At 48.2% G+C, this 21,827-nt stretch carries 18 protein-coding genes; 12 read left to right on the top strand and 6 right to left on the bottom strand.

Features of this window, described 5'->3' with window-relative positions; translation table 11 throughout:
* The first annotated feature begins 7 nt into the window (after nt 1-7).
* From DXN05_RS06865 to DXN05_RS06835, 7 genes are all read left to right on the top strand, one after another.
* Complete coding sequence (locus tag DXN05_RS06865) at nt 8-1,255, top strand: efflux RND transporter periplasmic adaptor subunit (protein WP_116846513.1); 1,248 nt, start codon at nt 8-10, stop codon at nt 1,253-1,255.
* 31 nt (nt 1,256-1,286) lie between these two features.
* Complete coding sequence (locus DXN05_RS06860) at nt 1,287-2,747, top strand: TolC family protein (protein ID WP_116846512.1); 1,461 nt, start codon at nt 1,287-1,289, stop codon at nt 2,745-2,747.
* A 36-nt stretch (nt 2,748-2,783) separates the two neighbouring features.
* Nucleotides 2,784-3,449, top strand: a complete 666-nt coding sequence (locus tag DXN05_RS06855) for an ABC transporter ATP-binding protein (RefSeq protein WP_116846511.1) — start codon at nt 2,784-2,786, stop codon at nt 3,447-3,449.
* A gap of 26 nt (nt 3,450-3,475) precedes the next feature.
* Entirely contained in the window at nt 3,476-4,702 is a 1,227-nt protein-coding gene (locus DXN05_RS06850; protein ID WP_116846510.1) for an ABC transporter permease, read from the top strand.
* 26 nt (nt 4,703-4,728) lie between these two features.
* A complete protein-coding gene (locus DXN05_RS06845; RefSeq protein WP_116846509.1) occupies nt 4,729-5,907 on the top strand; it encodes an ABC transporter permease in 1,179 nt (392 codons plus the stop codon).
* A 104-nt stretch (nt 5,908-6,011) separates the two neighbouring features.
* On the top strand, nt 6,012-7,385 hold the full coding sequence (locus tag DXN05_RS06840) for a sigma-54-dependent transcriptional regulator (protein ID WP_116846508.1): 1,374 nt from the start codon (nt 6,012-6,014) through the stop codon (nt 7,383-7,385).
* The gene (locus DXN05_RS06835) at nt 7,369-8,673 is read left to right on the top strand and encodes a sensor histidine kinase (RefSeq protein ID WP_116846507.1); all 1,305 of its coding nucleotides are present in this window, start codon (nt 7,369-7,371) and stop codon (nt 8,671-8,673) included. The genes DXN05_RS06840 and DXN05_RS06835 overlap by 17 nt, the downstream gene beginning before the upstream one ends.
* 56 nt (nt 8,674-8,729) lie before the next feature.
* Here the strand turns inward: DXN05_RS06835 and DXN05_RS06830 are convergent, their stop codons facing one another.
* On the bottom strand, nt 8,730-9,239 hold the full coding sequence (locus DXN05_RS06830; RefSeq protein ID WP_116846506.1) for a ferritin: 510 nt from the start codon (nt 9,237-9,239) through the stop codon (nt 8,730-8,732).
* 64 nt (nt 9,240-9,303) lie between these two features.
* Complete coding sequence (locus DXN05_RS06825; RefSeq protein ID WP_116847115.1) at nt 9,304-9,885, bottom strand: TetR/AcrR family transcriptional regulator; 582 nt, start codon at nt 9,883-9,885, stop codon at nt 9,304-9,306.
* 128 nt (nt 9,886-10,013) lie between these two features.
* Between DXN05_RS06825 and DXN05_RS06820 the strand changes: the two genes are divergently transcribed.
* Complete coding sequence (locus tag DXN05_RS06820) at nt 10,014-10,502, top strand: hypothetical protein (protein WP_116846505.1); 489 nt, start codon at nt 10,014-10,016, stop codon at nt 10,500-10,502.
* On the opposite strand, the gene DXN05_RS06815 is transcribed toward DXN05_RS06820, so the two are convergent.
* The 3 genes from DXN05_RS06815 to DXN05_RS06805 form a co-directional block, all read right to left on the bottom strand.
* Nucleotides 10,480-11,319: a carboxylesterase family protein gene (locus tag DXN05_RS06815; protein WP_158559152.1), complete on the bottom strand. Its 840-nt coding sequence runs from the start codon at nt 11,317-11,319 to the stop codon at nt 10,480-10,482. The two genes, DXN05_RS06820 and DXN05_RS06815, sit on opposite strands and share 23 nt — an antisense overlap.
* Nucleotides 11,320-11,597: 278 nt before the next feature.
* Complete coding sequence (locus tag DXN05_RS06810) at nt 11,598-11,900, bottom strand: polyhydroxyalkanoic acid system family protein (RefSeq protein ID WP_116846503.1); 303 nt, start codon at nt 11,898-11,900, stop codon at nt 11,598-11,600.
* A 73-nt stretch (nt 11,901-11,973) separates the two neighbouring features.
* Nucleotides 11,974-14,370, bottom strand: a complete 2,397-nt coding sequence (locus DXN05_RS06805; protein WP_116846502.1) for a carbohydrate-binding family V/XII — start codon at nt 14,368-14,370, stop codon at nt 11,974-11,976.
* 315 nt (nt 14,371-14,685) lie between these two features.
* On the opposite strand from DXN05_RS06805, the gene DXN05_RS06800 reads away from it, so the two are divergent.
* From DXN05_RS06800 to DXN05_RS06785, 4 genes are all read left to right on the top strand, one after another.
* A complete protein-coding gene (locus DXN05_RS06800; RefSeq protein ID WP_116846501.1) occupies nt 14,686-15,030 on the top strand; it encodes a hypothetical protein in 345 nt (114 codons plus the stop codon).
* Between the two features lie 222 nt (nt 15,031-15,252).
* Nucleotides 15,253-19,617 carry a CusA/CzcA family heavy metal efflux RND transporter gene (locus DXN05_RS06795; protein WP_116846500.1) on the top strand — a complete coding sequence of 1,455 codons (4,365 nt, stop codon included), beginning with the start codon at nt 15,253-15,255 and terminating at the stop codon, nt 19,615-19,617.
* Between the two features lie 17 nt (nt 19,618-19,634).
* On the top strand, nt 19,635-20,780 hold the full coding sequence (locus DXN05_RS06790; RefSeq protein WP_116846499.1) for an efflux RND transporter periplasmic adaptor subunit: 1,146 nt from the start codon (nt 19,635-19,637) through the stop codon (nt 20,778-20,780).
* A 51-nt stretch (nt 20,781-20,831) separates the two neighbouring features.
* Nucleotides 20,832-21,182 (top strand): hypothetical protein, encoded by a 351-nt coding sequence (locus DXN05_RS06785; protein ID WP_116846498.1) that lies wholly within the window; start codon nt 20,832-20,834, stop codon nt 21,180-21,182.
* Between the two features lie 47 nt (nt 21,183-21,229).
* Here DXN05_RS06785 and DXN05_RS06780 read toward each other — a convergent pair whose 3' ends face one another.
* Nucleotides 21,230-21,691 (bottom strand): DinB family protein, encoded by a 462-nt coding sequence (locus DXN05_RS06780; protein WP_158559151.1) that lies wholly within the window; start codon nt 21,689-21,691, stop codon nt 21,230-21,232.
* Nucleotides 21,692-21,827 lie beyond the last annotated feature (136 nt).

Below are 21,827 nucleotides of genomic sequence, written 5' to 3'. Positions count from 1 at the left end.
TCTTGTAATGGATAAGGATATCGAAGCCTCGGTTACCAAACGCAGAAACAAAAAACGGCTGCTCACCGGCATACTGGTCATTACCCTCATTGCACTTGCAACTGTTTTGATCCGCTCTTCTTTTGCATCATCTATTGCACGGTCTGCCATTTCAACCGCGGTAGTGCAGCGCGGCGATGTGGAGAATACACTTACTGCATCCGGCGAGGTACTGCCCGAGTTTGAAGAAGTAGTCACCAGTCCCATCAATGCCTCTATTCAACAGGTAGGCTTAACCGCAGGCAGCAATGTAAAAGCAGGCCAGTCGGTGCTTACACTCGATAAGGCCGCTTCCCTGATGGCTGCGGAGAAACTGAAATTCCAGCTCGAATCCAAACGCAACGACATCAAAAAGCTAAAGCTGGAACTGGATAAAAGTTTCTACGACATTAAATCAAACAACGATGTAAAACAGCTGCGCATCAGCAGTCTCGAAGCGGATGTGGAAAATGCCAAACGCCTGTACAAGGCAGGCGGTGGTACCAAAGAAGATATTGATAAAGCCGAACTGAACCTGAAAGTTGCCAGGCTGGAAAAGTTGCAGCTCGAAAACGAGATACACAGCAAACAGCAAACCATGCAGGTAGAAATGCGCGAAGCTGAAATAGCAGCTGCCATACAGGAGAACGACCTGCGCGAGCTGGAACGAAAACTGCAGCAGGCTAACATTGTCGCCACCCGCGATGGCGTAGTTACCTGGATTAACCGCAACATCGGTTCTGCCATTCATGAAGGAGATGCACTCGCCCGCATTGCAGACCTCAGCAGTTTTAAAATACAGGGCAGCATAGCCGATACTTATCTCGATCAGCTGCACCGCGGTTTACCGGCCATTATCCGCATCAATGAAACGCAATTGAGAGGCACGGTCATCAACATTCAGCCTGCAGTGCAGAACAATATGATCACGTTCGACATAAAACTCGACACCAGCAACCATACCCTGCTGCATCCCAATATGAAAGTGGAAGTATACATTGTCACTGCCGCACAAAACAATGTGCTGCGCGTAGCCAACGGACCGGCTTTCAGGGGCGCTGCTGCCCAGGATATTTTTGTGGTGCGCAATGGCAAGGCAGAAAGAATAAGCGTGCACATAGGCATGAGCAATTTTGATTACGTGGAAATAAAAGACAAGGTAAAACCCGGCGATGTGATCATTACCTCAGACATGAGTGCCTATAAAAATGCACGCATCATTACATTGGAAAACTAATTACCTACAACTAATCCTTTCAACACCTGCTATGTTGCTGAAATTATGTTATACTACTCTTTTACTCTTTACCGGCAGTGTGCTGTTTGCGCAAACCAGCGACACCCTTGTGCTTACCCTGCAACAGGTGGTGCAAATGGCGAAAGAAAAATCCATTGCATCCAAACAGGCCATCACAACCAAAAAAACAAAGTACTGGCAATACCGTACCTACCAGTCTAACTACCAGCCGCAGCTATCACTCAACGGCACCTTGCCCGGTTACAACAAAACATTTACACAGGTAACACAGCCAGACGGAACGATATTGTTTCAATCCATACACAACAACAACTCCCTGCTCGATCTGTCATTCAGTCAAACCATCGCCGCAACAGGCGCCACAATCTTTGGCACCACGCAGATGCAGCGTTTTGACGACTTTGACAGAAAAACTATTTTGTACAATGGTGTGCCGTTTGGCATAGGATACAGTCAACCCCTTTGGCAGTTTAACCAACTGAAATGGGACAGAAAAATTGAGCCGTTGAAATACCGTGAAAGCACCCAGGCCTTTATTGAATCGATGGAACAGGTGGCCATTACCGCCAGTGGTTACTTTTTCGATCTGCTGCTGGCACAGGTAAACTGGCAGATTGCAGCAACCAACCTGCAGAACACACAAAAAATACTGGCCATTGCAAAAGAAAAACTGGAGTTAGGTAAAGTATCCAAAAACGAAATACTGCAGCTGCAGCTTGAACTGCTGAAATCACAGAAAGCAGCAGGTACAGCCAGGCGTGAAATGGAAATCGCCACGCTTAACCTCAGCGCTTTTACGGGTTTGCAAACCAGTGAAAAAATCGGCTTGTTACTGCCAGACAGCATCAGCCGCATGCAGGCGCCTACAGACAAAGTTTTATCAGAAGCCTATGCCAACCGCAGCGATGCCATTGCCTTTATTCGCCGTATGGCCGAAGCCAGGAGGGATATTGCCAAAGCCAGGGGGGATAATGGTTTGAATGCGGCGCTCACTGCCCAGCTGGGTTACAGCAAAAGTGCCCCGACCATATCGAAAGTGTACCAGTCGCCGCAGAATCAGCAGGAAATACAGCTTACATTCACCATACCGATTTTAGACTGGGGCCGTTCCAAATCGAGAACCAAAACCGCGGAAGCCAATATGGAGTTTACTGCATATGCGGTAGAACAGGATAAGCAGATATTTACACAGGAAATTGTAACGCAGGTAACCTTGTTCGATATGATGAAAGACCAGCTGGTACTTACCGCAGCAGCAGACAGCATCGCTGCGGAGAAATACCAGATTGCCAAAGAAAGCTATACACTGGGCAAACTGAGCATCACCGATCTTAGCATCGCCTTCCAGGAGAAAGACCAGGCCAAACGGGACTATATTATGGCACTACGCGACTTCTGGGGAGCTTATTACCAGCTGCGGTATTTATCGCTGTACGACTTTGAAAAGAACGAAAAAATCACTTACCGGTAACAACATATATTCTGTCATCTAATACCAATAACATTTATGATACGCTTAAGAAACATTGAAAAAATCTACCGCACCGATACGGTAGAAACCCTTGCACTCAACAGCATCAGCCTCGACATTGCCAAAGGCGAATTCCTCTCCATCATGGGCCCTTCCGGTTGCGGCAAAAGCACGCTGCTTAACATTATGGGCCTGCTCGATACGCCCAGCAATGGCCAGGTGCAGATTGATGACCAGGCAACCACCGCCTTGTCAGACAAACAGCTGGCGCATTTCCGCAACAGGAAAATCGGTTTCATTTTCCAGAGCTACCACCTTATCAACGATTTAAAAGTGCTGGACAATGTAGAGCTGCCCATGCTGTACCGCAACAGCAGTGCAGGCGAAAGAAAACAGCTGGCAACCGAGGCACTGGAAAAAGTGGGATTGAGCAACCGCATCAAACATTTTCCCAAACAGCTCTCCGGCGGACAAAAGCAACGTGTTGCCATTGCACGCGCCATTGTTGGCAAACCGGAAATTATATTGGCTGATGAACCAACAGGCAACCTCGACAGCGCCATGGGCAACGAGATAATGGACATATTGCTGGAGCTGAATAAAACAGACGGCACCACCATCGTAATGGTTACACACGATGAAAACATGGCACGCAAAACCCATCGCCTCGTTCGCCTGTTCGACGGAACACAGGTACAATAATTCAACAACGCATCAACCTGAACAGCATGCTTATCAACTATTTCAAAATAGCCATCGCCGTTTTAAAAAGAAGGAAATTCTTTACGTTCATCAGCCTCTTTGGCATCAGCTTTACACTAACCATTATGCTGGTACTGGCAGCCTTCATTACCAAAGTAGTGGGCGATAATTACCCCGATAAAAAACGCGACCGCTGCCTCTACATCAACCATATTGAACTGTGTGGCCCCAATTCCATGAACGGCAGCGGGCTCTCTTTTTATTTTCTTGACCATTATGCCCGCAGTATTGCAACACCCGTTAAAATAGCCATCTCTTCCAGCTCAGCGGGTACCAACACCTATGTCAATAACAAGAAAATAGCGGTCAACTACAAATACACCAATGCCGATTTCTGGGATGTACTGGACCATGAATTCCTGGAAGGCAAGCCTTTCACCGCGCAACAGATTGCCAACGGCGAGCACGTAACGGTGATATCGGAAGACATGCGCAAAGCCTATTTTGGTAATGCAACATCCGTTACCGGCAAGTATATTGAAGCAGACAATGTGCAGTACCGCGTAACAGGTGTGGTAAAGAACATCCCTTCTACCCTGTATATGTTGTATTCCGACATCTACCTGCCTTATACCGTGTCTAAAAGGGATTACAACGATAAAGGTTATCAGGGCGGATACATGGGCATACTGCTGGCCGAATCCAAAAGCGATCTGCCCAAAATACAGAAAGAGTTTTCACAGATGGTGGCACGCCTGCCTTTGCCAGACAAACAGTACGATCACATTAACTGCACTGCCGGCACCTTTATCAACGCCATTGTAAATACCGGTAACGAAAAGCACTCAGGTTTGTCTGTTGCAATTACCGCGCTCGCCGTTTTCACGTTGTTTGTCATGTTATTGCCCACCCTTAACCTGGTAAACATTAACATAACGCGCATTATGGAGCGCTCTTCTGAAATAGGCGTACGCAAAGCATTCGGTGCATCTTCGGGTGCGCTGGTACAGCAATTCCTGGTAGAGAACCTGATACTTACCCTGCTGGGCGGTTTAATCGGTATCGTGTTTTCAGCCATCATTCTTGCGGTCATCAATCACATGGAATTTATTCCCAATCTCGAGTTAAGCATCAACTATATGGTATTGATCATCGGACTGGTAATATGCCTTGTATTTGGCCTCGTATCGGGTGTATACCCGGCCTGGCGCATGTCGCGGCTCAATGTGGTGAACGCATTAAAGGCACAATAAAATCATTCATCGTTTAAACGGCTGTTATGCTCAAACATCTATTTATCCTTATCTGGAATAAGAAAAAGCAGAATTCCCTGCTGCTCACCGAGGTACTGGTATCCTTCCTGGTACTGTTCGCGGTGTTCACCCTGCTCGTGTTTAATTACCGCAACTACAGCAAACCACGCGGCTTTGAATACAGTAATGTATGGGTAGCCAATTTCAACAACGACCTTGGTACCACCAATGGCGATTCTGCCGCCATGTTTTACGATAACCTGCGCCGCAACATGCTGTCACTGCCACAGGTAAAAGCGGTTTGTTTTACCAACGCCAACACGCCGTTTTCGGGCAACACTTCGCAAACCGGCTTCCCGTACAAAGGGAAAGACGTGCGCAGCATCAACTACTACCTGGCAGAAGATAGTTATAAAGATGCGCTGCAACTGCATTTGCTGGAAGGCCGCTGGTTTGCAAAGAACGAGGGTGCTGCCAAAAACAAACCTATTGTTATCAACAATAAACTAAAAACAGAACTGTTTGGCACCGGTAAAGCATTGGGCCAACTGGTAGGTGACGATAAAAACCAAATGCAGGTGATCGGCGTTGTGGAAGATGGCAAATACACCAACGAATATATGCCCGCCGGCAAAGCCATGTACGTACGTCCCGACACCAGTGAATACCACTGGATGGGTACAGCAATGATAAGAGTGGCGCCCGGTTCAGACGCTGCCTTTGAAGGCCGCTTGTATAAACTCATGGCCAATACCATGAAAAACGCCAACATCGAAATTACCCACCTGGAAGACAAACGGAAAAGCGCCAATAACACAACCCTGGTACCCGTGATTATACTTGGCACGGTAAGCGGATTTCTGATTATTAACGTTGCACTTGGCTTGTTTGGCGTACTCTGGTACAACATCAACAAACGCAGGGGCGAAATTGGTTTGCGCAGGGCAGTTGGCGCCACAGGCAATGGTATTTCAGGCCAGCTGGTAGCCGAATCACTGCTGCTTGCCACCCTGGCCCTGCTTGTCGGCATTTTCTTCGCCATACAATTCCCTTTATTGAATGTATTGGATCTACCCACTGGCGTATATCTCTGGGCATTGCTGTTTGCCATTGTGTTTATTTATGCGTTGGTATTGGTTTGCAGCCTGTATCCCGGCAAACAGGCGGCTGCCATTTACCCGGCAGTGGCCTTACACGAAGATTAGCGGTCAATTACATGAAACAGGCTGCGCTGTATTATATCAACCGCAGCCTGTTTTGAACAACACTTTTCACCTGCCCCGCAAAATCGTTAACTTGCCCTGTAACTATGCTACTGATTATTGACGATGATATCGCCGTAAGAACCTCGCTGCTGCTGCTTTTTCAAAATGAAGGCATGCGGGCCGTTGCTGCATCCGCACCACAGGAAGCCTTGCAGCTGCTGGCACAGGGTAATATCTCACTGGTGATGCTCGACCTGAATTTCTCTATCGAAACATCAGGCAAGGAAGGCATGGAATTATTGAAGCAACTGAAACAGGTAAACCCGGCCGTGCCGGTGGTGCTTATCACCGGATGGGGTACCATTGAACTGGCTGTACAGGGCATGAAACTGGGTGCGAATGATTTTATCAACAAACCCTGGGACAATGCCTACCTGCTGCAATCCGTTAAAACCCTGCTGCATTTACAGGAAACAAAACCGCTGCACCGTACCCGCAAACAGCTCGACAGTTTGTACCAGTTCGGTAACATTATTGGTGAAGATGAACGCCTGCTGGATATTCTTGAAACCATTGGCCGCATTGCAGCTACAGATGCCAGTGTACTGATCACCGGCGAAAGCGGCACCGGCAAAGAGCTGATCGCAGAAGCCATCCACCTCAACAGCCTGCGCAAACAAAAACCGTTTGTGAAAGTAAACCTCGGCGGCATTTCCACTTCCCTGTTCGAAAGCGAAATGTTCGGTCATGTAAGAGGCGCCTTCACCGATGCCAGAACAGACCGCATTGGTCGTTTTGAAATGGCCGGCAAGGGCACCATCTTTCTCGATGAAATTGGCGAACTGGAAACAGGCAGCCAGGTAAAACTGCTGCGCGTGCTGCAAGACAGAACCTATGAAGTACTCGGCAGCAGCCGTACCAAAACGGTTGATATCCGCGTGGTATGCGCCACCAACAAACCATTGGAAGAAATGGTGAGCAAGGGCACGTTCAGGGAAGACCTGTTTTACCGCATCAACCTTATTACGCTGCACCTGCCTGCATTGCGCGAGCGCCCCGGCGATATTCCCCTGCTGGTAAACTTCTTTATCCGCAACCTGAAAGAAATGTATAACCGCCCTGCACTTACGGTTACCCCTGCCGCTTTGAAATGGCTGCAGCAATTACCCTTACCCGGCAATATCCGCCAGCTGAAAAACCTGATAGAAAGATCGGTACTCGTTAGCCGTAAAGATGAGCTCGACACGGAAAATTTTCGCTCGCAACTGGCCATGTCTACCGTAAAAAAAGGCAACCTGCAACTGCCCGAAGTAGGCAGCATTACACTGGATGAGCTGGAGATGCAGATGATTCAGAAAGCAATGGCTTTTCACAAAAACAAAATAGCCAAAGCAGCAGCAGCACTGGGCATTACCCGCAGTTCACTGTACAGGCGCCTGGAAAAATACAATATCCCTTACGATGAAACTGCGGACTAAATACATTCTTTTCATAGCCCTGCTGCATCTTACGGCGCTCGTATTGTCGTATTATGTATTCCGCGAAAACAAGCTGCTGTTTATCGCTGCCGAAGCAGTTATCATTTTGTCTGTGATATTATCCTGGCAATTGTTCAGGCAGTTACTGCAGCCGCTGAAACTGCTCACCGATGGCGCAGAAGCCATGAAGGACAAGGATTTCACCGTGAAGTTTTTACCTGTAGGCAGTTATGAAATGGACCGGCTGATACTGGTATATAACCAGATGATGGATGCACTGCGTACCGAGCGCACCCGGCAGGAACAACAGCACCTGTTTCTCGAAAAGCTGATCTACACCTCTCCCACCGGCATTATCATACTCGACTTTGACAACAACATACAACAGGTAAACCCGAAGGCATTACAATTACTCGACGTAAAAGCAGAAGACCTGCGCGCGCAATCCATTCACACATTAACACATCCTGTATTCAAACAAATGCAGCAGCTGGCCTCAGGTCAGTCTGCAACATTTACCATCAACGGCACCGCCACTTACAAGCTGCAGAAATCGCATTTTATAGACCGTGGTTTCCCGCGCCACTTCGTAATGATTGAAGAGCTGACAGCAGAGATACTGGCAGCAGAGAAAAAAGCTTACGGCAAAGTCATCCGCATGATGGCGCATGAAGTAAACAACAGTATTGGCCCGGTTAACTCCATTTTACAATCTGCACTCAGCGTACAAACCATCTGGCAAAACAGCCGGCACCAGCCGTTGCAACATGCCCTGCAGGTTGCGATAGACCGTAACCACAACCTGAATGCATTCATGCGCAATTTCGCCGACCTGGTGCGACTGCCGGCACCTGCAGCGAAGTCAACAGACTTTCATGCATTGCTGCAATCCATCACCCGCTTAATGGAGAAAAAGGCAGGAGAAAAAGCCATCCGGTTTACTTACCGCATGGATGAAGAACCGTTCTTTATTGTGTGCGATGCACAGCAGATGGAGCAGGTATTGATCAATATCATCCAGAATGCGATTGATGCCATTGAAACAAACGGGGAAATTGGTTTTTTGCTCAACAGAACCAGCCGCGTATTGCAAATCACCGATACCGGCAAGGGCATCAGCGAAGCCGCTTCAGCACAGCTGTTCAGTCCTTTTTTCAGCACTAAGCCCGATGGGCAGGGAATAGGGCTTACCCTTATCAAAGAAATACTGCACAACCACGGCTTTGAATTTTCACTGAAGAATATACGCGAAGGGCTCACAGCATTCACCATCCGCTTTCATTCATAAGCGCTGTGGATAAACGTTGCAAGCCCTGTAACAATATAATTCAGGTGTCGCCCTGCTTATTTGCCTCTCGGGCGTTGCCTTGTCATCATGATATCCCTGTCAAACAGGTACAAACCGCTTTTATCTTCGCCAATCATTTCCAGTTTATCATTCAGCACACGCGCACTTTTTTCTTCTTCAATCTGCTCGCTTACATACCACTGTAAAAAGTTGTGGGTGGCGTAGTCTTTTTCTTTCAAAGCGAGGTCTACCAGTTCATTGATGCTGATAGACACCACAATTTCATGCTTCAGGAAGTCTTCAAACATGCTTTTGATACCCTTGAACGTAATGATAGGCTGTTCCAGTGTGGGCACAAATGCAAAACCGCCGCGCTCGTTGATAAAACGCATCAGCTTCAGCATATGCACGCGCTCTTCATCACTTTGCTGAAAAAAGTATTCAGCCACATTGTCAAGTCCCGGTTGTATATCGGCCCAGTTGGCCATCGCCAGATAGGCGTGTGAAGATGCGGCCTCTAATTTAACCTGGTTGTTTAAAGCTTCCTGTATTGTTTTTGACAGCATGATTGTTCATTTAGGTTAAATATAATTTAAATCCCGGTTATTTAAAAGCATCCAGCCGGCGAGATTACGGTGCTGCCTCCATACAATAATCCAGTACGCCGGCCGCATAGCTGATCATTTCCTGCTCAGGTGTTTTTGCCCCATCGGCCAGCCATTTAAATAACATCCGCACAACCCCGCCTGCAGCAGCCGCAGCTTTATACTCAATCATCCGCAGGTCTTTTTTGCTTATTGTATAATTGGCCTTGCAGTATGCCACTATTTTACCGGCACATAAGTCTGCAAAAAAGTTACTGAGTATGCCAATGCTTCCTGTTTTGGTTAACGATTTTACCAGGTGCATATGCTCTTTCGTGTGGTAAAAAAGATAAGACAAATTCACTCCCCATGGATATTGCTCCGGCTCATGCAGCGGTGCATCCAGCAATGCCTGCTGAAAATTGATATTCCCCACCAGCAATTGTTCCTTGCTTTCATAATGACTGTAAAATGTACTTCTGCCTACGTTGGCGCGATCAATAATATCCTGTATGGTAATGGCGTCGTAGCCTTTTTCGGCAATCAGTTCCTTTAACGCTTCTGCCAGCAGTTTGCGGGTCTTTTGTGTTCTCCGGTCATCCTGTAATGTATGTTGACGGCTAGCCATACGCTGAACTTTTTTGAGGATTTGTTCACTATCGAACAAAGACGGCTTTTTATGCCTGGGCTGTACCGCAGGCAATATTTTACTTTGTAAATATAGAACAAGTGTTCAGTTTCTAATAATTGTCTATCATGTCAACAACAGCACATCAGCAAAACAAATGGCTTAATCAGTCACTCCTGTGGACCGTACTGCTTTTTATCCTTACCGGTTTTCATCACTATTACGGTGGCCTGGTTTACCGCACACCCTGGCGGCAGCATATTGTACCTGCAGGCGGCGCTGCAATAGTTTTAATCGTATTAGCCTTGTACCTGTACCGGCATTACCACAAACGCATCTTTCTTATGATGTACCTGGCAATTGTAGCCCTGTTATTCGGCCTTGGTATTACTGTGTTTGAAGGTGCATATAACCACCTGCTGAAGAATATATTTTATTTCGGGGGATTAAACATGCATACATGGCGTGCATTATACCCTGCCCCCACCTACCAGCAGCCCGATAATGTATTAATAGAAACCACCGGCATCGCGCAATTCTTCGTTGGCGGAGTTATGTTATATTATTTGTGGAGAGTGTATAAACAAGCTACTCCTACCGCTTCCGCCCGTGCTTAAACAACCACTTAGGCAATGCATCGCCGCTGTACAATTCATTGTAGATACTGTGGTCAAGATTGACGACCTCCCAGTACTTCAGCTGGTGGTCGGCATGTTTTGCATGCAGCTGCTGGTGCAGCAGCGAATCGCTTGCCATTGGGTTTTCCGTATCGGCATTGCCATGTACAATCCATAATGGCGTGTTCTTAAGGTTATCCAGCTGGGTAAATGAAGGAATGCCCGACACAGCCACACCCGCTGCAAACAGCCCCGGGCGCATACTTACGGCATTGATTACGCTGGAAGCGCCCATCGAAAAACCAACCACGTAAATTTTGCGTTCATCAACAGGAAGCGCCTTTTTTAATGAATCTACCAGTTGCAAAGCAGTTGTTAAACAGGCACCCGGTGAAGAAACAAGCACGCCCAGGTTTTTATCCATTACGTAGCTGGATGAGCGTTGCGGAAACTGCGGCGCTACCACATATGCAGGATATTTTGCCCGTATACCCGGCTGCGCCCACAGCTTGGCCAATATGCCCAGTTGCGCAACATTATCCGTACCCACCGCACCCGAACCATGCAACACCAGCACCAGCGGGTACCGCTGTTTACCGGAAAGCGTTTCAGGCGCAAGCATCCTGTATGGGAGGCTGCTGTTACCGGCTTCTTTATAAACCAATGGCTGAAACACATCATTACTAACCGAACCATTGATGCTATTCTTCAGCAACACCGCCGAATCTTTACTCACCTGCTGGTGAATAATAAAATAGCCCTTATCACCGGTAAATACCGAGCACCCCATTTGCAGCAATACCATAACCAGTAACATCCTATATAAAATAAAACTTCGCATCATAAAATAAGCCTTTAAGCAATAGCTTCTACAAGGTAAACTGTTACAACCAAACGCAGTTATAAATTAACGACCACAGGTTTTAGCATGCCGCGCCGTATGATGTACGCCCCTGTTGTAAGGCTTAAATCAAATGCCCTGCGCACTGCTGCAGGCAAAACGCAGTCGTACAATGCATGGCAGTAACAATGCATTTGCAGATACACAAAAGCCGGCAATTACTTGCCGGCTTTTCTTTTATCCCTATAACTTTTTTACGCCAGTAAGGCCGAAGCTTTCTGCTGAATCATCGAACTGATAGCACCCTTAAACAACGACACTGCAAATGGCAGCTTTGAATTAATCTCCACATTGCTGTCGTTTACCAGTATAGTACCTGCAAGGTCAAATCCTTTTGCGCTAAAGCTGAAATTACCGGTATTGCCTTCCCAGTTTTCCTGCACATTTGATATAGTGCCTGCCTGCTCACGCTGCAACTGCTGAATCATGTTTTTAATACGTGTGAGGGCTTCCTCTTTCGGCAAACTATGCGGTACACTGATGTTTAAATCTGACATGGTATTATTGTTTTTGCGGCGCCCAATATTACGCCTTTAATTACTCAAAGTCAAACACAGTGCCATTGTTCATTTAACGCCTGCCGGGCTGCGGGCGCGAGGCCGGCGCACTGGGCCGTGCTGCAGGGGCAGAACGCTGTGGCGCAGGGCGTGCCTGGCTGCGGTTAAAATTCTGTTCCCTGGTTTGTGCCCTGCCGCGTTGCTGCATACCCCGGTTCAATTCAGGCGGGCGGTTGTTATTTGCAGGTGCCCAGTTACGGTTGTCGCGTTGCTGCCAGTTACCCTGCTGATCTTGCCGGTAAATATTGCCATTCCTGTCCGAAATAATATTGTTGCTGCCACCGCCTGGTCTTGCCACCGGGCGCGTTTGATTGCCGGGCGGCGTTACAGTTGGTCGCGCGTTATTGCCCGGCCTGGTTGTATTGCCCGGTGTGGTGGGGTTGGTTGTGCCAGGCCTGCCATTGTTGACAGGCCGGTTGCTGTTACCCGACGTTGCAGGGTTGGTTATACCAGGCCGCGTATTGTTACCAGGCGTGGTCGGGTTGGTTGTACCCGGCCTGCCGTTATTAATGGGCCTGCCGCCATTGTTGCCGGGCCTTGTAGCATTACCGGGCGTGGTGCCTGGCCTTGCAGGCGCAGGTCTGCGCTGTATATCACGGGTGGTTACGCCCGGCCTGCTCTGGTAAATATTGTTACCGCGGTTAACATTCCGGGTTGCGGGCAACTCGCGGCGATACACAGGCCGGTTGATGTTGATATTGGGCCGGTTAATAATTACCGGCCTGCTGCCGTAATAACCGCCATTCCATCCCCAGGGCCTGTAAGGCGGCCTGAACGCAGGCGGACCAAACCAGCCGCCCCAGCCCGGCGCGGTGCCAATGCCAATATTGAGCCAGCCGAAATTAAAGCTCATACCAAAGCTCATGTTCCAGCCCGTCCACGGGTTGTAACACATACCAAAACCCCAGGTAAAAGGCCGCGGGTAATAATAAGTGCGGTACCAGGGCCGGTAGTACCAGCCGGTGCCCCATACAACGGTGGGGCCGTATACATAACAACCCAGGTACCCTGGCGTATAACCCGTATAAATGTACTGGGGTGTTACATCATACACATACACGTACCGCGTATTGTACGCTTTATTGCTGGCGGGAATTTTATCAACATCCGCAGGCCGGTCTGTTGCAACTGCCCACGGACCATCAGGCCTGGCACTATTAAACCACACACCATTGTCTACTGCGTAATACTGCCCGTTGGCGGCGCGCAGTACGGTAATATTACTGTTCTCAGCAACAGCCAAACCCGTATTGTCAATATTCGAGAATTGCGGTGCACCATCATAGCTAACCGTGCATTTGGCAGATGAGCGTTCTACTTTAGCCGTTTGCGGTATAGCCGCATCGGTTAAGGCATCCTGTGCAGCTTCGGTACCCGCCACATTTGCCAGCACACCGTCTTTCTCAGAACCCTCGGGTATTTTGGCAAAATCAGCAGGCAGCTGATCAGCCGCTACATAAGTCCACGGGCCGTTCAATGAGCCCGACCGGTACCAGCGGCCGGCCAGCAGTATATAATCCTGTTGCGTATTCAGGTCTTTAAATATATCGTCCAGCGTATTGTCTACATACAACAAACTGGTGCCGCCAATACTTTTAAACTGGGCCTCGCCTTCAGTTTGTATCAGCTCGGCAGGTTCGGTACTTACCAGTATTTGCGTGGGTGTGGTAAAGCGGTCTTCCGTGTAACCGGCATCTTCTTTAGACTTCACTGTTTTATCCAGTTTCCGGATACGCGAAGGCAGTTTGGTTACAGGCGTATAACCTGCTGTTGGCGCAATAGAACTATACCAGAAGCTGCCGGCATTGAGATAGTATTTTTTGTCATCGGGATTCTTTACAATCAGGAAGGGTGAGTTCACTACGCGCTCCATTTTAATATCCTTGTCTTCCTGCAGAATAGGATCGCCATCAATCAGCACCAGCGTACTGGCCTGGGTTTGATACAATATCCTGGGGGCTTTATTGTTGAGATCGGGATCATTCAGCTGCTGCTCCTGCCGTACCGAGGCCACCAGCTCCTCCATCGAAAACACCAGGTTCCAGCGGGGAACTTCCTGTTCAATTACACCGGTTAAATTATCCAGCTCATCCTGCGATTCATCGTTGCTGAATTTAACGCGGGTAATGGCTATCGATTCCAGGCTGGCTGTGCGTTTATCCTTATCGGTTTGCAAATCGGCCGTAAACCACAAAGCGCCGAACACAGGGTCTGCACTGCTGTTTTTCTTTATCGAAACGGCTGCGCGCCCGGTCAATTTATTACCACTCAGTTGTTCAGGCTGCGGCTCGTACACGGTAATGGTGCCGCCGCTGTTTAACGGGATCGATTTGGGCCAGGAAATCTGTTGCTGGCAATAAGCCTGCAGGATGCAGGCGAACAGGCATACAATACAGGTAATCGCTTTCATAAACGGTGTTTTGCAGATAAACAGGTATGTTCGGCAATAACAAACATAACGGCCAAAAGGCATGTTGTAACATGTCTTGGTATAAAAGTAACCGTTACATGGAGTAAATGCAATAGCTGGGTGCAGGTGATGCGCTGCTCACCAGTTTCCCCTTCGCAAAAATCATTCACCATTGCCTATTCAATATTCACTGGCATTCTTCCCCTCTTGAACCATTGTTGCAATATTTCAAAAGGGCATTGTACAGTCAAACCGGCCCGTTGACCTATATTTGCACCGTTGAAAAAGAAGCTTACTTACATATTATTACTTCTTTTGGTATTACACAGCACAGCATTAAACCAGCTGCTGAAGCTGCCTGTACTGGTGGCGCATTATATAGAGCACCAGCACCGCGACAGCCATATTTCTGTGCTCGATTTCCTGTCTATGCACTACTGGGGCAAAGACATCAATGACAATGACGACGACCGTGACAGGCAACTGCCTTTTAAAACGGTTGACATGCATTCCCTTCACTGCTCCTTCGTACCGCTGTTAAAACCCATCGCATTAAAGCAGCGTGAGGATCATTGCACGGTCATCAACTATCCCGCGATAAAAGATCAATACCTGCCCGATCCCGCACGCGCCTCCTTATTCAGACCTCCGCGGGCCTAGCCACTTTTTCGTATTTACACCCGGCACTGAACGCCGGTAGCAAGTTATTTCTTCCATTAACAATGTATGGCATTGGCTTAAGGCATCGTGCCCGGGCACCACGCTTAACCAACTGGCATTGATGGCACCCATCACTGTAGGGATGTACCTGTATGCTGTGCTTTTAACAGGCACAACAAACAGTGTGCAGCACAGGCATTGGCTAAAACATTACGACAGGTTATGCTGAATAAGATCATTGGTTTTTCTGTAAAGAACAAGCTGATCGTTGGGCTGTTTGTGCTCGCACTCATAGGCTGGGGCACCTACGAAGTTACCCGCCTCCCGATAGACGCTGTTCCCGACATCACCGACAACCAGGTGCAGGTAATCACCGTTTCCCCTTCACTCGGCGCACCCGATGTGGAACGCCTCATTACTTTCCCCATTGAACAGGCATGCAGCAACATCCCCGGTTTAAAACAAATCAGGAGTTTCTCCCGCTTCGGCCTTTCACTGGTAACCATTGTATTTAACGACGAAACCGATGTGTACTGGGCCAGGCAGCAAATCAGCGAGCGCCTGCAACAGGTGGCGCAGGATATTCCCGCAGGCATCGGCTCGCCCGAAATGGCGCCGGTTTCAACAGGCCTCGGCGAAATATACCAGTATGTGGTACGGCCGCTGAAAGGGTATGAAGGCAAGTACAATGAAATGGACTTACGTACCATACAGGACTGGATTGTACGCCGCCAGTTAATGGGCACGCCTGGTGTTGCTGAAGTAGCCAGCTTTGGCGGCAGGTTAAAACAATACGAAATAGCCGTTCGGCAGGAGCAGCTGAAAGCCTACAACCTTACCATCGGTGATGTATTCACCGCACTGGAACAAAACAACCAGAATACAGGCGGCGCCTATATTGAAAAAGGCCCCACCGTATTGTACATACGCAGCGAAGGTTTAACCACTACGCTCGATGATATCAGCAGGATTGTTGTTAAAAACCTCGACAACGGCACGCCCTTGTTAATGCGCGATGTAGCCACCGTGCAATACGGATCTGCCATACGTTACGGCGCCATGACGTTTAACGACAAAGGCGAAGTAGCCGGCGCAGTTGTAATGATGCTGAAAGGAGAAAACTCATCCGAAGTCATCAAACGCGTAAAAGCCAGGGTGGCGGAAATACAAAAAATGCTGCCTGAAGGCGTAGTGATCGAGCCCTTCCTCGACAGGACCAAGATGGTGAACAATGCCATTAAAACAGTAGAATCAAACCTCATGGAAGGCGCGCTGATCGTAATCTTTGTGCTCGTATTCTTCCTTGGCAACCTGCGGGCCGGGCTGATTGTTTCCTCTGTCATCCCCCTGTCCATGCTCTTCGCCATTATACTCATGAACAAGTTTGGCGTAGGCGGCAACCTGATGAGCCTTGGCGCTATTGACTTCGGCCTGATTGTAGACGGATCGGTGATTGTAGTGGAAGCCATTTTACACCGGTTCTCGCATTCCAAACACTTCAAAAGCATCGGTGTACTCAACCAGGATGAAATGAACAACGCCGTCAGCCAGTCAACCGGCGCAATGATTAAATCCGCTGTCTTCAGCCAAATCATCATCCTCATCGTATACCTCCCTATTCTTTCGCTCGAAGGCATCGAAGGCAAAATGTTCAAACCAATGGCCTTTACCATTGCCTTTGCCATACTCGGGGCCTTTGTATTATCTGTTACCTATGTGCCCATGATGGCCGCCCTGTGCCTGAAGAAAAAGTTATCGCACAAACACACTATGACAGATAAACTCATGATATGGCTGGAGCGTAAGTACCAGCCCCTGCTGGCCAGGGCAACACGTTACCCCAAAACCATCATCACCGTTACGCTCGCCATTTTTGCAGCAGCCATGCTGATACTTGGCCGCATGGGCGGTGAATTTATCCCGCAACTGGAAGAAGGTGATTTTGCCGTGGAAACACGCTTGCTTACCGGCAGCAACCTCAGCAATACTATCCACTCCACACAACAGGCTTCCAAAATCCTGCTGCAACGCTTCCCGGAAGTACAGAAGGTAGTAACCAAGATAGGCAGTGCAGAAATACCCACAGACCCCATGCCTTTTGAAGCAGGTGACATGATGGTAATACTGAAAGACAAAAAGGAATGGACTTCTGCCAAAACATTCCCTGAGCTGAGCGGGAAAATGACCAAAGCCCTCGAAGAAGTGCCCGGCATTACGGTAGGCTTCCAGTTTCCGGTACAGATGCGCTTTAATGAACTGATGACCGGCGCCAGGCAGGATGTGGTGTGTAAAATATTCGGTGAAGATCTCGACACCCTCACCGGTTATGCACACCGCCTTACAGATATTATTAAAACCGTAAATGGTGCAGTGAACATTTATGAAGAACGCGTAACCGGCATGCCGCAGGTGGTAATTAAATACAACAGGGATGGCATGGCCAAATATGGTCTTACGGTAACAGACATCAACCGTGTAGTAAACACCGCCTTTGCAGGCCAGGTAGCCGGCCAGGTATATGAAGGAGAAAAACGCTTTGATATGGTTGTACGCCTGGCAGGCGATGCACGCAAAACCCTCGATGACGTGCAGAACCTGGTGATCGCAACCAAACAAGGCACGCAGATACCCTTATCCTACGTGGCAGCCATTGAAGAAACAGAAGGCGTAAACCAGGTTCAGCGCGAGAATACCAAACGCAGGATCATTGTTGGTTTTAACGTAACCGGTCGCGATGTACAATCTATCGTGCAGGAGCTGCAGCAGAAAGTACAGCAGCAGTTGCATATTTCAAAAAGCTACAACATTGTATACGGCGGTTCATTTGAAAACATGACAGCTGCCAAACAAAGGCTGGGTATTGTTGTGCCTGTTGCATTGCTCATGATTTTCCTTCTCCTGTACTTTGCCTTTGGTTCAGTAAAACAAGGGCTGCTTATTTACTCTGCCATCCCCTTGTCTGCTACCGGCGGCATACTCGCACTTTGGGCAAGAGGCATGCCCTTCAGCATATCTGCGGGTGTGGGCTTTATCGCCTTGTTTGGTGTAGCAGTATTGAACGGCATATTGCTGGTATCTGAATTTAACCGCTTAAAGAGCGAGGGCTGGACAGATGTAAAACGCATCGTAGCCCATGCCACCAAATCAAAACTGCGGGCAGTGTTAATGACGGCACTGGTACCCTCACTCGGTTTTATCCCCATGGCCATCAGCACCGGTGCAGGTGGCGAAGTGCAGAAACCACTGGCCACGGTTGTTATTGGCGGCTTAATTATTTCAACCATGCTTACTTTATTCGTACTGCCCATTTTATATATCCTGTTTGAAAAAGGCTTCCGTTATTTCAAACCAAAGAAAAGAACGCTTGCCGTTGCAGCAATGCTGCTATTCGTAGTAACCGGTGCACAGGCGCAAACACCGGTGCGTTTGCAAACAGCCATCGACACGGCTTTAAAAAACAATGCAGGTTTACAGGTATCCAAAACAGCCGTTACCTATTACCAGGCATTGAAAAAAAGCAACCTCGATATTGATAAAACCAATGCCGGGTTTGAATACGGGAAGCTCAACAGCATCGCGAACGACAATAAATTCACACTGTCGCAAACCATACAGTTCCCCACCGTGTACAAACACCAGGGCACCATTAACCAAACCAATATCCGCATCAGCGAAACCAGTCTCAAACAAAAAGAGCTGGATATAACTGCCGGCGTAAAACAGCTTTTTTACCAGCTGGTGGTATTGCAGCAAAAGCGCAAACTGTTGCAGCAGGCAGATAGCGTGTATGCAGCCTTCCTGCAAAAATCACAGCAGCGTTTTAAAGCAGGCGATGTGGATTTGCTGGAAAAAACAACTGCAGAAAACCAGCGTATGCAAATCGCCAACCAGGCACAGGCACTGGCTACCGACTATGCCATACTGCTTAACCGTTTTAACCTGCTGGTGAACAGCGATAGGCCTTTAGAGCCGGTTGCAGACACCATTCAATACCAGCTGGCTGTTTTACCCGATACCGGCAGCCTTAACGGCAATCCCCTGCTGCAATTGCAGCAACAGCAAATGCAGTTATCGGAAGAGGAACACAAACTGGAAAAAAGCAAACTGCTGCCATCACTCAGTGCAGGTGTCAACAGCGCTACTATTATCGGCTGGCAGGCTACTTCACAGAGCAGTGAAAAGTATTATGGCGGCAGCAGACGTTTCAACTCATTCAACGTAGGCGTAGGCATTCCCATTTTCTCCGGCGCACAACGCTCGCGCATCAATGCATCCAATGTATTGATCAGGCAACGCAAGCAGGAGCTGGATGCCACCCGGCAGGCACTGGGTATGCAGTTCAGCAATGCCGTGCAGCTGTATGCACACAACAGGCAACTGGTACAATCCTATGCCACTACCCTGCTGCCCAACGCTGCGGCCATTATAAACACCGCTACCGATAAAATGAGCGCAGGTGAAATTGGCTATCTCGATTGGGTAATGCTCATTAACCAGTCGCTCCAGATACGCAGTGAATATTTCGGAACCGTTCAGCAGCTCAATGAGGCAGCTTTTGAAATAGAAAAATTAAGCGCCATTCGTTAACGTATAAAATCAATCGCATGAAATCGCATATCATTATACCGGCAGCCTGCATTATATTGCTCAGCGCCTGCCACAGTTCTCCCAAAGAGGCGGCAGTTAAACAGGATACAACGAAAGCCGCTGCCGTAGCCAATAACGTGGTGCAGCTCTCACCCGAACAAATTAAAAACGCAGGCATCACAACAGGCGAGGCTGAAAAAAAAGAAATGCACAGCACCATCAAGGTAAGTGGTGTAATTGACGTGCCGCCCAACAATATTGTTTCGGTAAGCATGCCGCTGGGTGGCTATTTAAAACGGATGTCCCTGATTCCCGGCGAACGCGTAAGCAAAGGCAGTGTGCTGGCCACGCTGGAAGACCAGCAGTACATTCAGCTGCAGCAGGATTACCTCACCGCCAAAAACAGGCTGCAATACCTGGAAGCAGATTATAACAGGCAAAAAGGCCTGAACGAAACCAAGGCCACGAGCGACAAAGTGTTCCAGCAGGCACAGGCTGAATTCAACAGCCAGAAAGTGCTGGTAAAATCACTCGCTGAAAAGTTAAGACTTATCGGTATCAGTCCAGATGCACTCAATGAAAACAATATCTCGCGCAGCATCAGTATTTACGCACCTATCAGCGGGTTTGTAACCAAGGTAAATGTCAACATCGGCAAATACGTTACACCTACCGATGTATTGTTTGAACTGGTAAACCGCGACGACCTGCATTTAACGCTTACTGTATTTGAAAATGATGCAGTACATCTTTCCGTTGGTCAGAAAATCACCTGTTTTACCAACAACCAGCCCGATGTAAAATACAATGCCACTATCCATTTAATTACACCCAGCATAGGTGAAAACAGGACAACCGAGGTGCACTGCCATTTTGATAAAGACAACAACAACCTGTTCCCTGGCACTTACATGAATGCAGCTATCGAGCTGAACAATGCAGCCGTGCAGGCAGTGCCTGAAGAGGCAGTAGTGAAATGGGAAAACAACTACTTCCTGTTTACGGAGGAAGCTGCCAACAGCTACCGCCTGGTGCCAGTTGAAACCGGCGCAACCAACAATGGCTTTATCGAAATCAAATCAACCCTGCCCGCCGGTAAAATTGTAACAAAGAATGCCTACACCCTTTTAATGAAAATGAAAAACAGCGGTGAAGAAGGATAACCCCACATCGCAGCCTTTCCAAAAACCGATCATCCATTTAAAACACTTTGTATGCGCTTCTCTTTATTACTGGCCTTTGCAGCAGTATTACTATTAGCAGGTTGTGAGAAAAATTCCAATAAAGGCCTGGTGCAGTTTACCATGAATTATACAGGCGCATCCGTAACCGGTGTGGTCATTTATGTAAAGTCAGGCACACTGACCGATCCCCAAACAAGCCCCGGTAATTACGACCTGGAAATACGTGCCGATTCAATGGGCGAATACTGGTACAATGCCGTTGAACCCGGCAGTTATTTTTTCCTGGTAAAAGGAAAAGCACAGGACAAACAGGTTACCGGCAGCAAAAGCCTGCAGGTACGCGAAAGAAATACCTACCGGCTCAGCATCGACCTTCAATAAGCACAACAAACAAAAAGCTCCCCGCTACAAGTACGGGGAGCTTTTTGTTAACCGGCAACCGCCCCTGTATACCGCCGCTGGTAATTCAGCTGCCCCAGGTGATAACTCAGGTGCGATAGCAAATGCCAGAGTACATAGTCCACGGTATTGCCGCCATTCGTCACCAGTATATCCGCAGGATATTCCTTTTGCAGATCAGCTTCCGTTAAACTGCCGATAATACCGGGAACCAATACAACCAATTCTTCAAATTCAGCCTGCAATTGTTCCAGCGTAAACCCGCGGCTGTTAAATTCCGCATCCCGGTTTCGCTGGTAAGCAATATTACCTACCCCCATACCGATATAGGTGCGCAGGTTGCCCACCAGGTGCTGCGCCAGGTGCCCGCCGGTGTTAATGGTTCCGGGAACTGCTGTCCACAAAGCTTCTGCTGAAGTATAAGCTTTCAGTTCAGTGAGTACTTTACCCAACTCGCGCTGGTACAAATAAGCCAAAACAGGGGCCGACATAACTGTATATTTTAATGATAAAAAACGTACTGAAAAATACGGCATTCACCGCATGCGCACTCCTGTACAAAATTAATCAGCCGCAATCACTTGCATTATTCGAAATAATTTTCAAACTTTATAAACACAGTTACTG

Origin of the sequence: Deminuibacter soli (assembly GCF_003412455.1) — a bacterium.
Taxonomy (GTDB): Bacteria; Bacteroidota; Bacteroidia; order Chitinophagales; family Chitinophagaceae; genus Deminuibacter; species Deminuibacter soli.
Note: the sequence above shows the minus strand (reverse complement) of the source record. Positions and strands in the feature narration are given on the sequence as shown.